General features: G+C 43.5%; 14 protein-coding genes and 1 pseudogene. 7 read left to right on the top strand and 8 right to left on the bottom strand.

Going from position 1 to position 17,176, the window contains the following annotated elements; genetic code table 11:
• Nucleotides 1-11 precede the first annotated feature (11 nt).
• A complete protein-coding gene (locus tag Q397_RS0118275; protein WP_051610310.1) occupies nucleotides 12-2,354 on the top strand; it encodes a DUF262 domain-containing protein in 2,343 nt (780 codons plus the stop codon).
• Here Q397_RS0118275 and Q397_RS0118270 read toward each other — a convergent pair whose 3' ends face one another.
• The 6 genes from Q397_RS0118270 to Q397_RS0118245 all read right to left on the bottom strand — a co-directional run bounded on the left by Q397_RS0118270 (nucleotide 2,355) and on the right by Q397_RS0118245 (nucleotide 9,446).
• On the bottom strand, nucleotides 2,355-3,215 hold the full coding sequence (locus tag Q397_RS0118270; RefSeq protein WP_028880642.1) for a phosphoadenosine phosphosulfate reductase domain-containing protein: 861 nt from the start codon (nucleotides 3,213-3,215) through the stop codon (nucleotides 2,355-2,357). It lies immediately after the preceding gene.
• 3 nt (nucleotides 3,216-3,218) lie between these two features.
• The gene (locus Q397_RS0118265; RefSeq protein ID WP_205618864.1) at nucleotides 3,219-6,551 is read right to left on the bottom strand and encodes a hypothetical protein; all 3,333 of its coding nucleotides are present in this window, start codon (nucleotides 6,549-6,551) and stop codon (nucleotides 3,219-3,221) included.
• A 1-nt stretch (nucleotide 6,552) separates the two neighbouring features.
• The gene (locus Q397_RS0118260; protein WP_051610309.1) at nucleotides 6,553-7,455 is read right to left on the bottom strand and encodes a DUF4007 family protein; all 903 of its coding nucleotides are present in this window, start codon (nucleotides 7,453-7,455) and stop codon (nucleotides 6,553-6,555) included.
• Nucleotides 7,456-7,573: 118 nt separating this feature from the next.
• Nucleotides 7,574-8,569, bottom strand: coding sequence for a hypothetical protein (locus Q397_RS23300; protein ID WP_051610307.1), 996 nt, complete (start codon nucleotides 8,567-8,569; stop codon nucleotides 7,574-7,576).
• 17 nt (nucleotides 8,570-8,586) lie between these two features.
• The gene (locus Q397_RS0118250; RefSeq protein WP_028880639.1) at nucleotides 8,587-8,985 is read right to left on the bottom strand and encodes a hypothetical protein; all 399 of its coding nucleotides are present in this window, start codon (nucleotides 8,983-8,985) and stop codon (nucleotides 8,587-8,589) included.
• Nucleotides 8,982-9,446: a hypothetical protein gene (locus Q397_RS0118245; protein WP_028880638.1), complete on the bottom strand. Its 465-nt coding sequence runs from the start codon at nucleotides 9,444-9,446 to the stop codon at nucleotides 8,982-8,984. Before Q397_RS0118245 ends, Q397_RS0118250 begins: the two co-directional genes overlap by 4 nt.
• Before the next feature lie 147 nt (nucleotides 9,447-9,593).
• Between Q397_RS0118245 and Q397_RS0118240 the strand changes: the two genes are divergently transcribed.
• Both Q397_RS0118240 and Q397_RS25600 read left to right on the top strand, forming a co-directional pair.
• Complete coding sequence (locus Q397_RS0118240) at nucleotides 9,594-9,848, top strand: type II toxin-antitoxin system Phd/YefM family antitoxin (RefSeq protein WP_028880637.1); 255 nt, start codon at nucleotides 9,594-9,596, stop codon at nucleotides 9,846-9,848.
• A 70-nt stretch (nucleotides 9,849-9,918) separates the two neighbouring features.
• A pseudogene (locus tag Q397_RS25600) lies at nucleotides 9,919-10,146 on the top strand (type II toxin-antitoxin system RelE/ParE family toxin); the annotation flags it as partial.
• Nucleotides 10,147-10,151: 5 nt separating this feature from the next.
• Here the strand turns inward: Q397_RS25600 and Q397_RS0118230 are convergent.
• Together Q397_RS0118230 and Q397_RS0118225 are read right to left on the bottom strand one after the other, a co-directional pair.
• A complete protein-coding gene (locus tag Q397_RS0118230; RefSeq protein ID WP_028880636.1) occupies nucleotides 10,152-12,482 on the bottom strand; it encodes a DEAD/DEAH box helicase family protein in 2,331 nt (776 codons plus the stop codon).
• Between the two features lie 143 nt (nucleotides 12,483-12,625).
• The gene (locus Q397_RS0118225) at nucleotides 12,626-13,201 is read right to left on the bottom strand and encodes a hypothetical protein (protein ID WP_028880635.1); all 576 of its coding nucleotides are present in this window, start codon (nucleotides 13,199-13,201) and stop codon (nucleotides 12,626-12,628) included.
• 335 nt (nucleotides 13,202-13,536) lie between these two features.
• On the opposite strand from Q397_RS0118225, the gene Q397_RS0118220 reads away from it, so the two are divergent.
• The 4 genes from Q397_RS0118220 to Q397_RS24475 all read left to right on the top strand — a co-directional run.
• On the top strand, nucleotides 13,537-13,800 hold the full coding sequence (locus Q397_RS0118220) for a hypothetical protein (protein ID WP_156950781.1): 264 nt from the start codon (nucleotides 13,537-13,539) through the stop codon (nucleotides 13,798-13,800).
• A 364-nt stretch (nucleotides 13,801-14,164) separates the two neighbouring features.
• Nucleotides 14,165-14,731 carry a recombinase family protein gene (locus Q397_RS0118215; RefSeq protein ID WP_028880633.1) on the top strand — a complete coding sequence of 189 codons (567 nt, stop codon included), beginning with the start codon at nucleotides 14,165-14,167 and terminating at the stop codon, nucleotides 14,729-14,731.
• Nucleotides 14,732-14,848: 117 nt separating this feature from the next.
• Nucleotides 14,849-15,361, top strand: a complete 513-nt coding sequence (locus Q397_RS0118210) for a hypothetical protein (protein WP_028880632.1) — start codon at nucleotides 14,849-14,851, stop codon at nucleotides 15,359-15,361.
• A gap of 450 nt (nucleotides 15,362-15,811) precedes the next feature.
• The coding region (locus tag Q397_RS24475) for a site-specific integrase (RefSeq protein ID WP_156950780.1) at nucleotides 15,812-17,176 on the top strand (1,365 nt) is incomplete at its 3' end.

The following is a 17,176-nucleotide window of genomic DNA, read 5'->3' as shown; positions in this document are numbered from 1 at the left end:
AGAGGCATATAATGAGTAACTTAGACATTAGCTCTGTATTCCAACCCGAATCACTTTCTGTTTTATCTTTTTTACGTGAACCGGGGTGTTGCTTTTATATTCCTGTGTATCAACGCCCTTATTCTTGGGATGATGAAAAAGTTGAGCGATTGGTCAATGATGTTGTTCATGGGTTAAATAAAATAATTTCACATGAAGAAGCTTTGACTTTTATCGGTACAATTATTTGTATCCACGATAATCAATACACCTCAATTCGTCCGATTTTTCGCCAACAAGTTCCAAGCAAAGTTATGACTGTGATTGATGGTCAACAGAGATTAACATCAGTTATCTTATTGAACACAATTCTCCATGATGAATTGCGTAAACGTATTGGAAAATTTGAAAATAAAGAAGAAGAGCATTTCCAATGGATTTATGACCAATGCAGCGAAACCCTTGGGGAAATTGAAGATACAATTTATGAAAATCAGAAAAAGGGAGACGCTCTGTTTAGGCACTACCCAAAGGTTATCAGATCAATTGAAGATAAATGGTCAACACGAAAAGGGGAAGCTGGTTATAATTCGCCGATAGGAAGATACTTGTTCGAGTATATTTCACATATTATTGCAGATGAGACAAAGGCTTTCAAATTTTTGCCAAAAGATAAAAATGGCGTGAACGATAGCAAGTACAATGTGATTATTGATAATCGCAAAACCATGATCCGCCAAATTAAGAAAATCTATAATGGTGAAGATTCGGACTTTCCTGAAATCATGGAAGTCTTGGATAACAAAACTCTTTCAGAAAATGTCCTCGGTCATGAAACTCCAGAAGACGTGAAAAAATATATCAGTGAAGGGGCCGACCAAAAGGATAAGATTTTTAATGCTTATATTGAGACGGTTAGAATTCTTCTGTTCGCCAAGTATTTAAATAGAAATGTCGCTATTACTACAGTTACAACGACAAAAGAAGATTATGCTTTTGATATGTTTGAGGCGTTAAATACTACAGGTGAGCCTCTTAGTGCATTTGAAACCTTTAAGCCTCAAATTGTTTTGCTTGAAGGTGAAGCCGACTATGAGACTTCTCCGAGCCACGAATATGTCCAAAATATTGATAGCTATTTATCAAACTTTACAAAAGCAGATAAAAGGCAAGATGCGACGACCAATTTACTTATCCCTTTTGCATTAGCAGAAGATGGTGAGAAAATAGGCAAGAAAATGACTGATCAACGAGTATATCTACGTCGGTCTTTCACACCAATAAGCGAAGATATAAACAAAGGTCGTGATTACATCAAAAATATGTCGCATGTATCTGTTTTCTTAGAAAGTTGTTGGCCGGAAGGGAATCAAACGCCTCCAAGTATTCCGGGGTTTTCTGATATTGAAGATCAACCTGCTCTCGTATGTTTGGATTTCCTGAAACAGATGAAGCATTCAATAGTTACTGCACCATTGGTTTGTTTTCTATCCAAGTTATTGAATGCGAAAGACGATGAGTTGAAACAAGAGGCTCTTCAAGATTTCTTGGATGCGATTAAAGCCGTAACAGCATTCTCAGTTATTTGGAGAGCAAAAGAACGAGGAACTCGCTCTATTGATGGTAAGTATCGTGAACTTATGGAGAAAGGGCTTAACGATCTATCGATTCAGCCATTTGCCCGACAAAAAGGTGCTGTTGGATATACAGCTGTAACACTAAAAGGTTTGAAACGTGCGCTAAATCATTTTCTTCAAAAAGAAGGAATTTCTAACCTTGAGCAATGGAAGCATGTAATTGCTACGCAGCCAGTATATCAGTTCTCCAAGCCATTAACTCGTTTCCTACTCGTACTTGCCTCAAATTTAAGTGACCCAAAAGAAAATGGTAAGTTAGAATTAAAACGTGGTCGGGCAGGAAACAGGGATTTCTTAAACATTAAGGATTGGAAATCTTCTGATTTAGCAACTGTAGAACATATAGCACCTCAGTCAAAAGCAGATACTTGGTCTGACGATCTATTTGAAGAACCAGAGACAATACACACATTGGGAAATTTGACTCTGCTCCCAAGTGGGGAAAATAACATTGCATCTGATTTTTCGTGGGAAAAGAAAAATTTAATTTTCAAGATTTTTGCTTCAAAGACAGATGATGACTTTGAAAGTGCTATTAAGGATGCTGAATTAAAGGGGATCAACTTTAGCAGAAAGAAACAAGATATATTGAGTAGCTCGAAATTTTTACCAATGACGACTGCTTTGGCAAACTATGATGCAAGTTGGTCTATCTCCGAAGTACAAACCAGATCGGAGAATATCGCAGAACTATCTTGGGAATATTTGTCTGAATGGCTAAAAGTTGACGAAACCTAATCATTTATGACAGACGATACATGCTCCAGCCCCTTCATCGACACCGTAGAGTTCGTCAATTTCTAACTCTGGGTCCAAATCTTCAAGGAGGGGGTTGGGGTAGCGTTCGCGCAATTTCTTTTCGCGTTCAACACGTTTGGCAAAATCATCTTCAATAGCTTGGATACGTTCAGGTTTTTCAAGGTCCGTCAGGGGTTCACCTTGCGTCCAAGTAAATGGGCACCCGTGATCAGCAGCATTCTTTTCAAGGCTTTTTGCGTGTTCAAAAGCTTCTGGGTGTTCACGCATTAAGCGCACCCATTCAATCTTCTGCTGGAAGAAACAGAAAGTACAGCCACTGCGTGAACGCCAACGATAGTAATCGGGCAGACCCACACCAGATGAATCGAGAATATCAATAACTCCGGCCTTATCAATATCGTCATCACGAAATGGCAGGACTACTTTCAGGTTGGGGTCAGTGGCTGCGTATCCTTCCCGATAATCCTCATCGCCGCGAATGGCGACATAGGAATATACCGTGTAGCCTTTTTCGAGATATTCACTCCTAACCCATTCTTCAAACGGCTTGAGTTTGAGTTGGCGCGTACACCACCGGGTCTGCGCCGAAGGCAAGAAATGGTTGTAGCGGCGTAACCAATGATCAAAGTCATGATCAGGGTTTAGTTGCTTGACCTCTTGCCCCAAATAGCCACTCAGTTTGTGAAGATAGGTATGAACCTCGGGCAATTCACTACCCGTGTCAGTGAAGAAATATTGTAGCTGGATGTCAGGGTAATTATCGCGCATGTAGATGGCGAGAGCCGCAGAATCACGACCACCAGATAAACCTAAAACATGCACTTCTTTTTTTTCTGACATAATTTATCTACTCGAAATAATCTTTAATCCAGCCTCGGCCAGTGTTGCGATCTGAATGGTTCTGTCATCAGATAGTTTGCTGAGCAAATCATTCAACTGTTCAGCATACATTTGAACGTCTTTTGCTTGCTGCTTGGTGAGGTTAGCTGACTCCATGTGGGTTTCTGCTTCTTTACCCGTTCCAACGACAACAGCAATCGCCTGATGACCTTCTGACATGTCTGTTTTAACATGCGCCAAAGCTTCTTCACGACGGAACTGGGTTGCAATAGCAGTCAGTTCCATTTTGGCTTTTTTCAAGTCGCCATCACGCCATTTCTTGGGGATCGCTTCACCAACCAGTCCAGCTATACTTTCAACCTGATTGTTGTCACCCGAGAAATGAGAAAGACGAGACGCAAAGCTTTTCAAGCGAAGGTCGCCTGTTTCGTGCTCGACCGCTTTTGCTCGGCTTTGAAGGTCAGCAAGATTAGTTAAACCATCCCCTTCGGCACCGACCTCAATCAACAAGTGTTGCTTAAGCCCCTGAACCATCGTGGGATAGGCTTGTGACATTTCAGATAGCGCATCACCGACCTTTTGGGCAATCATTTGTGCGCCCATATCTTCACTTTCCGCTTCTACATCTTCAAAAGCAGATGCCAAGTCTTCAAACAATAGTTTGTTGGGGTCTGATGCCAGTTTGAGGATTGAACGGACCATCTTCGCATCTTGGGACAGTTCATTGGTTGCATGTACCCATTCAGGTAAACGCATAAAGAATGACACCATTGCTTTTGCTACATCAAAAGCTTCACGCTTAAGTTTCTTGTTACTCAATCGTTCCATCGTTTCATGAAGGTTGATCAGAACCTTTTCACGAAAGCCACTCAGTTTGGTTTTGCGCACAGACAAGAGTTTGGGGTCCGCTAACATGTCATGGACAATGATTGGTTCCCAACGCGGCCTGAATTTTCCGTGTAAATGAATCGCTAATTCAGAGCGGCGCGACAGCATGTAGGTCAGTGCCAACACGGGTAAAACGCCGTTTGCCAAACCAAATGGTGGCAGGGTCCATGTGTCATAAACTTCCGTCAAATCTGTCAGTTGCCCGTCATCCAAAAGCTTATCTGTCATTTTAAATAACTTTTGGAGGTTCTTGTCCGAACAACGCTTTTCTGAAAATTCCCAATTCCCGTCTAAATCTTGAGAATGTAAGCCGGTGGCTTTTAAAACAGTATAATACAGACCTGCATCAGCAGGAAAACCCTCATATCCAAGGTTTTCCTTTTGCTCGTTTTCCAGCATTTTTTCCATCAATGAACGACGCGCAGATGCCGCACTTGACGATGGTTTGCCCCGGTTCAACAATTCACTGCTGATAATAGGAGTCTGGTTATAATAATGCTCGGCAATTTCAGAGGCAAATTGGCTCAGTGTGTCCAACCGTTTTATGCCTTGAGATTTTCCTTGCCAATACCAGTCCGCATGTAAAATTGAGCTATTGAGGGCTTCGGCAAGAGCCTGTCCTGTTTGGCTGATGCGTGTATCCACCTCTTTTCGTGCAATGCTGTCCCCATGTAATGCAGGATGGTTTTCAAGAATACTTTCCAACGCGCTTTTTTCTTTGGAGAGCGCACGGATTTGATCCGCATTGGGGAGGGCAGCAATCGAAATGGAAGAGTTTGCTTTTGATTTGGTCAATTTGGTTATTTCAGAAATAACTTTGTCTTGCTCCACATCTTCGGTTGTTAGTGCAAGCAAGAAGAGGCCCATTTCTCCAGCCGAGGGCGTGAAGTCAGAAACGCGCTTTTTCAATTCGTAAAATTCACAAAGCTCAACTTGGAACCATCTTAATGCCCCCGTGTTGATATAGTGTTTCTTTGCTACGGCAGGGCGAAGGTTGGCTTGGCTTTCAAGCTTTTTAAATTCAATTGCCAACCCGCTACGAATTTCTTCTTCAATTGCAGCTTCAATGTCAAAGTCACTACCTTCGAATAGTGCGAATGCCCCAATATGTTTCCGGTAGACCGCAGCCGACCACTTTTGAAGGTCTTCGAGGGCTTCCTCAACTTCATTTTTTGTAAAATTTGGGTGACAGGCAGACAAAATTTCATGTGATGCAACAAGTCCCGTTTGTCCACGGAATACTTCGATCAATCCAATTGATTTCGCCAATGAAATGTGCAGATCGCTACCTAAACTATTCACCCGTGAAATCGCATCACTCGCCGTCGCCCATCTGTGTCCATCAGGAGAGGAGATAATCAGTGGTTCAAGGTTCAGTTGAAGGTAATCCCAAAGCCTTGATGGGGAGAACGATTGATTATCTTCAATGCTGAATTTATTGAGAAACTCTTGAAATGCCCCCGGTTCACCCGAAGTCAAAAAACCGAATGTGCTGCGTTGGTTCTGACCAAAACGTCTTCGAGAAATTGGACCAAGCAAAGCTGTAACAACAGGGTGAAGCGGCCATGCCCCATGTAGTCGATTAGATAAATCCGCAGTTGTCCCCGGGCGGCGTTTAATGATTTCGTTGGCAACATCATCAGTGACATCTTGGAATTTCGCTGGAGTTTCATTTGCTTCAATTGCGCGACTAATGAGATCGACAGTTTCATCATGGGTTTGGATGAACGGTATATCTATAAAACGACCTTGGATTTTTGCCCACTCATCTCGTGCTGTTTGGCTTAGTTTATGGGCATATTGGTCAAATGATTGGTGCAGGAAGCCAACAGTAACAATTTTTTTCTGATGACGGGCAGAACGTTCTGCGAGTTCTTGAAAGAAGAAAAGGTCTCCAGAATTCGTTGCTGCATATTCAAGGAATTTGCCCATTTCATCAATAAGCAAAATGATACCGCTTTGATCCGAAACCTTGTTGGCAACCTCTTCTAATAATGCAATTGCACCTTTCTCACGGTCTTTTTCTGTAACAAGATCGGATTTAATCAGAGCATCTACGATTGCGTCGTCGGGTGTTTGTTGAGAACCAATTATTGGAAGAGCAATCCAACCATTTTCATCCCGGGATAAGTTGTTCAAGATAACATTTGCTGTCTTATCGCCTAAGACAGAACGGGCTTTGTTATGGTTATCTTGTTTCTGACCTAACAAGCTTCCTAATACCACAGCTAAACTTGATTTACCGCCGCCAAATGGACCTGTCAGTGTAAATGCTCTCTGTGGGCCAGAAGCGACTTGTTTAGAAATTGATATTAAAGCGTTGGAAGCAGAAGGTGGACATACGTATCCTTCCAAAGCTTCGGCATCATACATGTCCGTGTCTACACGGATGGACCTCTGAAAACGGGAAACGACTTTAACACTATGGTTTAATTTATCTTTTGGCATTTTAAATCTCGAATGCAGGGCGTAATAACTCGATTGACGATGAAGGTTCATTCACCAAAGCGACTTGTCGCAACCCGGCGGTTTCAGACCATTCAAAAACTCCATTTGAAGTCTCAGCAATATCAACCAAGCGACTTACGGCAGATTGTTCATCAAGCTTGAAAACGCGCCCGGGAGAACCTTCGCCATAAACAATCTTATCGACAGAAATCGTGTTCGATGAGCCTGACGACTTGATGTATTCGTATAAGCAAAAATTAAAAATGGCGGAATGAAGCGTTGGTTTGTCCCCTTTTTGAAGGACGTAACGTGATCCATTCTTGATAGGTTGAATAATGTTTAGATCGCCGAGTGCTGATTCAAGATCATCTCCTGCCGCTTTACCGCGTTTTTTCGCATAGCAGCCGATGAAACAAGTAACATCATTTTCGATTGTTTTATCTGATGTTCGGGAGATATTTTTATCTGCACAAAATGTCATCAAAGATGACATTAAATCATGCTTTTCAAACTTATCTTCCAAAAGCTGATTAAAGACCCAATACCAAGTGGTGCTTTTGTTTGGAGTGGAGCAAAGTTTCCAATGTAGCAGCCACAATGTGGAGTGCGTTTCCGCGTAAACATCAACGCCACGTTCACCAAATAAAAAATCACCTAATTCAGTGACCTTCCATGTGTTGTTTTGGTTCTCAATGATTTGTGTTGCAGTAGCCCAATGGCGAATTGAATTCACCATATTTTTACCAACACCAAATCTAACAATAGCGTCAGCATCAGAAAAAATACCTCGATTATCGGTGCTGTTTTTGTGAATTTCAGCCGTGGCTTTGGTTAGCCAACCGTGTCGCAACGGAAAGGTTTCATGACCTGAAAACTGAACCGAACTTAGATCGTCGATAGACACTATTACTAAATCTCCAAACTGGACAACTTCTCCAGTTCGCAAATTAGTCCCTAAAGACTTCTGTTGTCAATGAAATGAACCAGAACAAAATGCGTTGTTTTATGATTAAATTCATATTTCAGGGTAACTTCATGTATTCATGCAGGGAATACCCTGAACACACAAGGTTCATACCAGCCTTTTCATACGGTGAAAAACAGAAACCACATTCTGCTGCAAAATCTGGAACTACACAATCAGTCAAAATATGGACTTTTCTTGTCAGTTCCGGGTCGCTGAGCGATATCCCGTGCAACAGATCATCAAGAGTTGATGTGATTGAGTGATAACCTGAATATCCAGCGATAAAAAGAAGATCATTATTCAATAATCTGTGAGCGAGTGCTGTATTCTTTTGGTCAAGTGCTCCCTTTCCATCCCAACGCAATAAGTAATCCGCACCGAACACAGAACGACACTCTGTCCACGGATTGGTATCATAGATTTGGAAATTGGGCTGAACACCTCGGGCTATTGAATGAAACCAACAAGCTTCTTGAACAATGCCAGTCATATTCGAGCCGCGACTTCCCACCAAACAATGGAAGGGGTGTATGCGAAGTTGATGTCCCATGCCTTCAATTGCTTTGACATAGAATTCAGATTGTTTAAGTGCCCAAGTGTAATTTGTTCCTGTAAATTGAGACACTTCGGGCGATGGCTGGAATTTACCTGAACGTATGTCTTCACTGGATATAACCGTTGCGGGTTCAAGATTTTTGCCGCTTTCGTCAATCCACCAGATTGGTGAAAATATTTGATACGGCCAATGAATACGCATCATTGTCGTGATACATGAAATGTATGGCAAATTTCTGTATATGAACTCAGCAATACGAATACTGACATCAACGCCCTGACCTTCACTTTGACCGGGCGAAACAGGAAAACAGAAATCTTGCTGGCAATCTATAAGCAGCAACTCTACACGGGTTCTGTCTTCAAAACCGTTTAGGATATTATGTCGTTTTTTATATTGGTTGGTGGCTTCCATAACATCTGGCAAAGAAGGAGAAAAATTCAAATCCCTTCCATGAGCAGGATTAAAAAGATTTTGGACTTCAAGATCGGTCATTTTCTCTTAACCTCCGTCTACATCCGCTCAAGAATCTCTTCCATCATCCTGCGCAGATCGTGATAAACAACCTCGGTAGCATGCGGGTCCATACGTTTGACTTCCATGACATCGCTTACGAGCGTCGGAAAGCAGCTTTGTCCATCAAAACATTGTCCTGCCCAACGAACTTCAGATGATCGGATATGTGACTGGATTTCAGAAAGATCATTTCCGAATGAGCAGACGCGCACGGTAAACCCGTGAGGACGCTTGTGATCAATTTTCTTGCTGATGGTCACACATTGGGAACCGTTAATTTGCGCCACGGGCCACTCTTCTTCACCCGTATCCGATAAATTCACCGGGACTTCCAGAAACTCAATATTGTAGATGAACGTGGATGCTTTCTCAGGGCAAAATTCATAAAGTCTCATGCCATCACCTCCTCATTTTCGAAAAACTCGGCGGTGCGGACTAAAGTCATGGAACGCTTTGCATCAAAATCCGTAAGCTGGGCAGACCCAACATATATATCAAGCTCATCAAAATCATGCCGCCCCCGATCTGTCCATAGCACGGGTCTGGATGTTTGCGCTGTTTCAAGGGCGTTTTGGAAATTTTCGTCGCCGCTAATAATAATCGGATAAATCCCATAACAATCTACCGTCACCAGATATTCAGTTGCACCCAGCGGTTCGATTGAAATATCAGACCCATATTCATTAATGGGGCGATCCATCAAGTAAAGCCAAGCCGGAGTTGGCTTGTAGGGGAGTTGAATCGTTCCACAGACGCGCAAAAAGAGGGTAAAAACCTTCATGCCCGTGGCTGGTTCTATTTCGATTGATTTGGTGTGGTTTGGATAGGGTGTCGTTGAAAAATCTTTTAATCGCATGCGTGTATCTCCTCATTGATACACCTATTTATGCAAACCAAATCGTGTGGTTTTAAATGACACGCAGACTATGAAAACAACAAACCTTGTTCGAAATGATTAAATTGATTAAAATAATCAACCTAATCAAAATAAGGTTCATGCACCATGCAGTCCATCAGTTCAACAGAAGCAAAGACCCACTTTGGCGATGTTCTTTTGAAGTCTCAAAAAGAACCTGTCAGTGTCACACGAAATGGCAAACCTGTTGCTGTCGTGATTTCCGAAGATGAATACCGGGAATTGAAACTCCAAGCTTTGCGCGTCGCTGCCTTGGAAGGTGAACAAAGCGGTGATGCGGGTCCACTGGATATGAATGCGATCAAGGCGCAAGCCAAGCAGGAATATAACTCCAAAACCTGATATGGCGCACATCCATCTACAACAAAAAGCCCAACGCGATTTAATCGGCATTTGGTAATATTCCTGCGATAGTTGGGGTGAGTACCAAGCTGACGTTTATCTTGACGCTCTCGATAAGGTTTTCCATCTTCTGGCAAATAACCCCGATATGGGTGTCCCGTGTGATGAAGTGCGAAAAGGATTAAGAAAACTGATCCATGAAAAGCATTTAATCCTTTATCGAACCACAGGGGATACAATCCGAATTATCAGGGTGCTGGCTGCGGCTATGGACTATGAAGCCCACTTGCAGAAATAACTCGATTACCCTCGAACCTCACCATAACGACCACTTTCGAGACTTTTCATGACGCTGGCGATCTGCCCCTTCGCACGACGACTGTCATCATAGTCAGCCATTTCCAACGCCTCTTCAATGGTTGACAGGGTGCAACCCTTTTTCAAAAGAATATATCCAAGGTCAAAAAACGCCTTGTTACGATGTCCGGTTCCTGCACTAACAGCACGATAATAGTCAATGGAAGTTTGGATCGATTGATTAGATACAGATTTCCCGATTGATGGTTTCAGTGTGGGCGTATCAGGAAGCTCAACCACGTTCAGAACCTCAATCGGGTCTAATAAGCCCCCCTCACAAACATCAAAGAAACTATCACCGTCTTTTGCCTGACACGGGAGGTAGAAAAGTGATGCCGCATGGCGTTTGGAAAGGTCAAATCCGTGATGCTCATAACCATGATCGGTCAATGTCTGGAAAATATGGTCAACGACGATTTGATGGACTTCGGCAGTCATAACTGTGGTTGTTGGTAAGAACACTCGATAGCGACCATGACCAGAGTGGGAATTACAACCGACCATTTTCAAGTGCGCAAACACCTTCTTGAAGTCTTGCCACGCCACACCGTCTGGATCGTCATTATCCAGCCAGATACCCCATGTGTTTTCAACGTTTTTTAACCCGCGATCTGTCTTTTCAGACAGGGCAGGATTAAACACGGCTGATGACACCAGATGGTTATCCTTCTTCTTGGCGTAAGTTACCTGCCATGCCTCATAAAGCTGATGGATCAAGCCATCTACCGCAGAAACGTCAAAAATTTCACCCTCTGTATCATAAAGGTCCGCCAGCACCGTCAGTTGTGCATTCACGTTCTTCAATGCGGTTTGTTCTGCTTTAAGGCGTTGGCGATATGCCTTTTGGCGTTCGGCAGCACTTTCATGTTGGGCGGGGCGGCCACGCTGTTTTTGTTCAGGAAAGGTGAAACCTTCTGGGGCAAAGCAGCGAACGGAGCTACCGGGGAAGATGTTCGCCAACCATTCAGCCGTCATCATATCTGTCACATAGACATTCACAGGCTGGTTCGCATTGGGATTGCGCAACGAACAACGCATGACCGATTGATATGTTGTTTGATGAACCAGTGCATCACGAAGTTCCCCCGCATTGATCCCTTGAGCTTGCAGAAACTTGAAATGTGCGGGTGTTCGATTTAACGCCGATAAAAAGGCAACATGGTCAATATGCTGATAAGAGTTCAACCCGTGGGAGATGTTGGATAGTCGGGTCGCCCCTTCGCCATCGGCAAAGACATTATCTTCAACATCGTTGTTCGCCACCCACAGAAATTCTTCATCTTTCAGGCGCACCATCAATTCAGAAAGCATCCCATCCATAACGGTGGTGTCGCTATCTTCCATTGTCTTATCCCGCAGGTTCTTCGACCAAGCTTCATCACTGAAATAATGGACATTCAAGCGATTTCCATTGTTATGCTGATGATATTGAAGCCCTGCCATGATTTCAGAATGCTCTTCAAACCGAACACCCCAAGAAGACCATAGTCTGTACATAACGCTTTCCATCGCGCATGCACCCATGATGACAGTTTCACGGAAATCCTTGAACTTGGTCGGTTTGAGAAGGGCAAACAAACTCAGCTTTGTTTTCTTTTCGAGATCATTGCCGATAACGACATCGTGGTAATTGGATTTTATCGCGTACACGTTCCAATGCTCATCCAACATCTTGTGGGCAAAGCTTTGCAATGGCTGGTACACATCGTCATCACCACGAGTGAATTTCCGCAGTCCATTGTTTTCACGCGCGATAAGTTTACAATAATCGTCACTTTGATCCACAGGCTGAACATATCCCATAAACATATTATGAGAGCGAGGAACACGCATGGTCAGGTCCATATCAACAACGGGCAATTCGTCATAAATGACAACCCAATCTTGCGCCCGATGAAAGTACGGTAGAAGGTCAAAGGCTTGATGGGTCATCATTGCAATGACAGATCGTCCTTGGGGATAGTCTTTCAAGAATGCCATGACCGATTTCGTGACGGATTGACCATCAAGTGCATCCGTATCAAAACGGCGTAACGGAACATGTTGTCCAGTAGATTTGATCATGGGTTTCAAATCGGCTTCTGTCTGTTGCAACAATTTGATTGAAGGCTGGACAATCATCACCTTCTGACCAGCGAGAGCCTGTTCCACTGCCCATCTACACGCATTGTATGTCTTTCCAGCCCCGGCCAGTGCATCAACCAGTTTAATCATGATATTGGAATAGTCGTATTGAAACGCTCCTGTTTGAGCATCAATGGGAGGATTGTTTTTCATTATTTTTCTCCTCAATATGATCTCCTCGAAAGAAAAGGAAAGCCCCACGGTGAGGAGAAACAAACCGTATGAATTCAGATAGCTACTTCTGAACGAGGCTTTCCATTGGGTATTTATCTGGCTGTGAAATTGGTGTGGATAAATCAACGAACTTTGAACGTGTAGCGTTGAGAATTGATATTTTGAAACTCGGCAACAAGGTTCCCTGCTTCAATGTCGGCTTTCAAGACGTTCAGCACTTCAATGCGATCCGATAATTCTGCTTCTTTGTTCATTGAGATATAAAGGTGTCCTGCATAATTTGCTCCGTAGTGACGTTTTCCACGGGGCGTGTATTCAGGGTTATAGCGCGATGTCACTTTGCACTTGTCTTTCTGGAAGCGCAATTTTGAGCGTAATAACCGTGCAACATCTGCTGGCTTTGTATTTTTCAAGATTTGCTTTACTTCAATACAAGAAGCGTAAAGGTCAGGATCAAAGTCTCCGCGAATGTGATTTTTATGATTAAGTGTGAGGTGTGGTTGCAAGTTCATACGCACAGCATCCAATGGAGCCAGCATGATGATGTTGCCATTGAGATAAAACGGTTTCACACAAAAGTCGTCTAAAGCTTCTTCAACTGCGCTTTCCGCAATGAAGTGGCAGCCTTCATCAAATTCGAACATTTTGTGTGAAGGGTGATATTGTTTAGTGCGTTTGGAATTGCGCTGTGTAGACATAGTTCAATAATCTCCATAACATCACCCTCCCATCGAGGGCGTTTTCTGACTATGACGTTACCTGCACAAAACACACCGTGCCAATTTGTTTAATACTTGAAAATCAATTAGTTAGATGCGAAATAAAACCACATCTTCACTTCAAAAAAACGCTTGCATGCCTTTTTGAAATATAGATGTCTTCATTTGAAATGTAGTTTGGAATTCCCGGGGGAAATTATGCGGGAAATGACTTGAAGTGAGGTCCGTGTGGTCGCTATTTCGTGTCATTGGTGCCACAGTGATCTCAGAAAAATCATCCCTGAATACGACTTTCAAATAAAGATGAGATGAAAATGTTTCCGCAAGTAAAGTTCCACCAAGAATATTCCGATCTGGTCATCACAACAGAAGTCCCGGGAATTCCGATTGATGATGTTGATCTGATATTGGTGGTTAGATATGACCAAGAACGAGAGGTGGTGACATCACCCGTGAAAATCACTGCTGCGTCATTTGTGTCTATCTGTGATGCGATTTGGCATAGGTATCAATCAGATCGAAGTGATTTCTGGATTATGGAAGCTTTGGGTCAGTTATCACTGGAATTGAATGCATAACTGGGCAGGAAATCACGCCTATATATTTGAATTATCTAATGCGTTACGAAAATACTATAGTAAGGGAATAACGTAACGGTTTTGTTCTGACAAATACCAATGCCCCCATCTATCTGCGTGAGCTTCTATTCGTGATGTCCTTTTATAGGACATAATCTGATTTATGGTGTCATTTAAAACAACACGATCTGCTTTATGGGGACAAGGGGGTATGTTCCCATAAATCGGCGTTCCAAAAAATGAACAGTTATTGGAACCCGGCTTGGCCCCAGTGAAAATCGGCCGTACCATGTGCAAAAAGTATGTCTGAAAAGTCATCACTGATTTTTCTTTTTGGAAGCGTTTTTTGGAAGTGGGGTATGTTATGTCCAGAGCATTCGGTTATTCACGGGTTAGTACATCTGATCAAGATTATGAACTACAAGTCCAAGCATTGGTCAAATGGGGTGTAGATGACCGAGACATCTACGCCGAGAAAGTATCTGGATCAAAACGTAACCGTGATGCGTTGGAAACTGTTCTAAACCAATTGCGTCCCGGTGATAAGTTGGTGGTCTGGCGTTTAGATCGCCTTGCTCGTTCACAACGTCATCTGTTGGAATTATCCGACATGATTAATGACAAGGGTGCCGAACTTGTATCCATCATGGATAACATCGACACCAGCACGGCAACTGGCAAACTTTTGTTCTCGATGTTGGGCGCGTTAGCAGAGTTCGAGAAAAATCTTCTGATTGAGCGCACCAAGGCAGGGCAAGCTGTCGCCCGTGAAAACGGCAAAACCTTCGGTCGCCCGAAGAAACTCACGACCGCACTGGCTCGTCAAATCCAACTCGCTCATGATGACCCTGCCACAACAATGATGGATACGTGTCGCCATCTCAATATCAGCAAAAGCACCTATTACAACGCTCTCAAGGCAGCAGTTTAAATCCCGGGGAAGACCAGCGAAGTACAGTTTTACTTGGTCGATTTTTTATGACTTTTGATAGGTCGCGGCCGTAGCATTGTCTCAGTTACAAACCTCCTCAACAAGAAGGATAAAGACATGGGACAAGATTACCCCTTCAATCACAATCTCGCCGCCAATTATGCGCATCAGTTTTTTACAGATATGGACCCCGAAGATGTAGGGGCATTCACCCCTACGCTTGATGACATCTGCGCGTATGGATTTGACTGTGACCCTGAGCTTGGTCGCATTGCCATATACTCAGATGAAGATGCTGCGAAATTAATGAAAATAGAAAAGTTAGATACTCGGTATGGACCTCACGCAATTAAGCATGTCCCACTCGAGCGTACGCTTAATCATCTCAGTTATGAAATCCGTAAAGCCTATCGCCAGTTCGATATTCATACGAATTACCGTATTCGTGAAGAAGAAGATGGTATCAATTATCTAACGGGACGTATCTTTATCATTCCATTTGATGGTGAAGAAGCTGATCTTAAATCCGTCGCAGAAGAGATCGTTGAAACGTTCGGTGACCACGGCGTATCAGCTTTGCACCTAAATGATAAGAACACGCTTCTCGATCTATATGTCGATGGGCATTAGAACTGGGAGAAAACATAGGGCTTGGCCGGGTTAAAGAAATCCGGCCCACTGCGGAAATGATCCCGCTAGGCTCCACCATTACAGAGACCACACAGGCGGTTACGTCGTGTGGTCTTTTCATTTTTATACCCATGATGATCTTGTCTGTAGATCGTCAGAATTGGCGTGTGAACGGTGCTGGAAACGTCCGTGGTGTGATTGCGTCAATCATCGTCAAACCCGCTGTAATCAACGGATACACACTCCCGCTTAGCTCCACCATTACAGACGGACATTCAGACGGTGACGTGGAATGTCCGTTTTGTTTTTTACGCACAATACTGCGATTTATGACGACTGGTGACGTTGATTACGACGGTCAAATCAGACGTTATTTGACGACGATTTCCGACCAGAATCGACAAACTGTTACAGGAAACTGTTACAGGCGAACTCCATTTGAGGGTCGCCATGGGTAAGATTATCGGTCTGGAAAAACGTGGTGATGTATGGCGATGCCGACGATGGGTGCCGACAGATATTCGTCATATCATCGACAAGGAAGAAGTGGTCAAATCCTTACGCACCAAGGACTACAGAACCGCTGTAGAACGCTATAAAACCGTCAGCGTGAAGATTGAAGCTTTATTCGACGATGCCCGTCAGCGACGCTTAAACGGACAATCTGAGTGGTCAAAACTGTTACAGGAAAGTGTTACAGGACCATCCAGTTTTAAAGCTCCACCATCATCCGACCCAGACGGTCTCAGAGCGTTAATTAAAACGGTCGTTGAGGAAGTTCTGGAACATCATGCACCACGGAAGCCATCAATCACTTTAGACGACCTCTATCATCGTTATATGGACGATCCGGCACGATCTCGTTCAAAGAAGACGGTGATGACGTATCAATCCGTATATAACGTGTTGATGGAACTATTTGGGCGAGAGAGATTGATTTCAGATATTGATCGTGAAGATTGTCGTCAATTCATGGATGTGGTGCGGTATCTACCTGCGAATGCCAAGAAACGGTTTCCACGGAAATCATTGGTGGAAATTTCTGATATTGCTCGGTCGAAGAATATGAAGGCGATGGCACCGCTCACGATCAACAAATATGTCAACAAACTGTCGGCAATGTTGAATTGGGCCGTGGAAGAGGAATTATTGGATCATAATCCCGCAATCGGATTGAAAGTGGCTGATCCCGTTCATGCTCAGGATAAACGATTACCGTTCTCAGATTGGCAATTGGAAAAGATATTCACAGGGCTGGTTGATAAATCCGGTGCTGAATATTGGGTCCCTCATATCGGGCTTTACAATGGTTTACGGCTAAATGAAATTTGCCAGTTGAATGTCGAAGATATAATCGTCCGAGATAAAGTCTGGTGCTTCAATATTACCCGTGAAACGGATCGTGGCATTGATGATAAAGTCCTCAAGACCAAAACATCTGAACGTGTAGTGCCAGTTCATCCGCAATTATTGGAACTCGGCTTCATGCGGTATCTGAAACAGTTTGAGCGTAAACCACGGGGAAAGTTGTTCCCAGATATAAAACCCGGAACCACGGGCTACCGTTCGGATCAGTTCTCCAAATGGTTTGCCCGGTTCCTCAAATCCATTGACGCCGATGGTGATCGCACCAGCTTCCATTCGTTTCGCCATAACTTCCGTGATGCCTTACGTCAAGCAGATGTCCGACATGAAATCGCTATGTTATTAGGCGGATGGTCCGACAGGTCTAATTCACGGGCATCACAAGCATTCTATGGGCGTGGATATTCAATGGACGTTGTGGCGGAGGAACTGGGGAAGGTTCGGTATGAT

The sequence above is a fragment of the Terasakiella pusilla DSM 6293 genome, assembly GCF_000688235.1.
Taxonomy (GTDB): domain Bacteria; phylum Pseudomonadota; class Alphaproteobacteria; order Rhodospirillales; family Terasakiellaceae; genus Terasakiella; species Terasakiella pusilla.
Note: the sequence above shows the minus strand (reverse complement) of the source record. Positions and strands in the feature narration are given on the sequence as shown.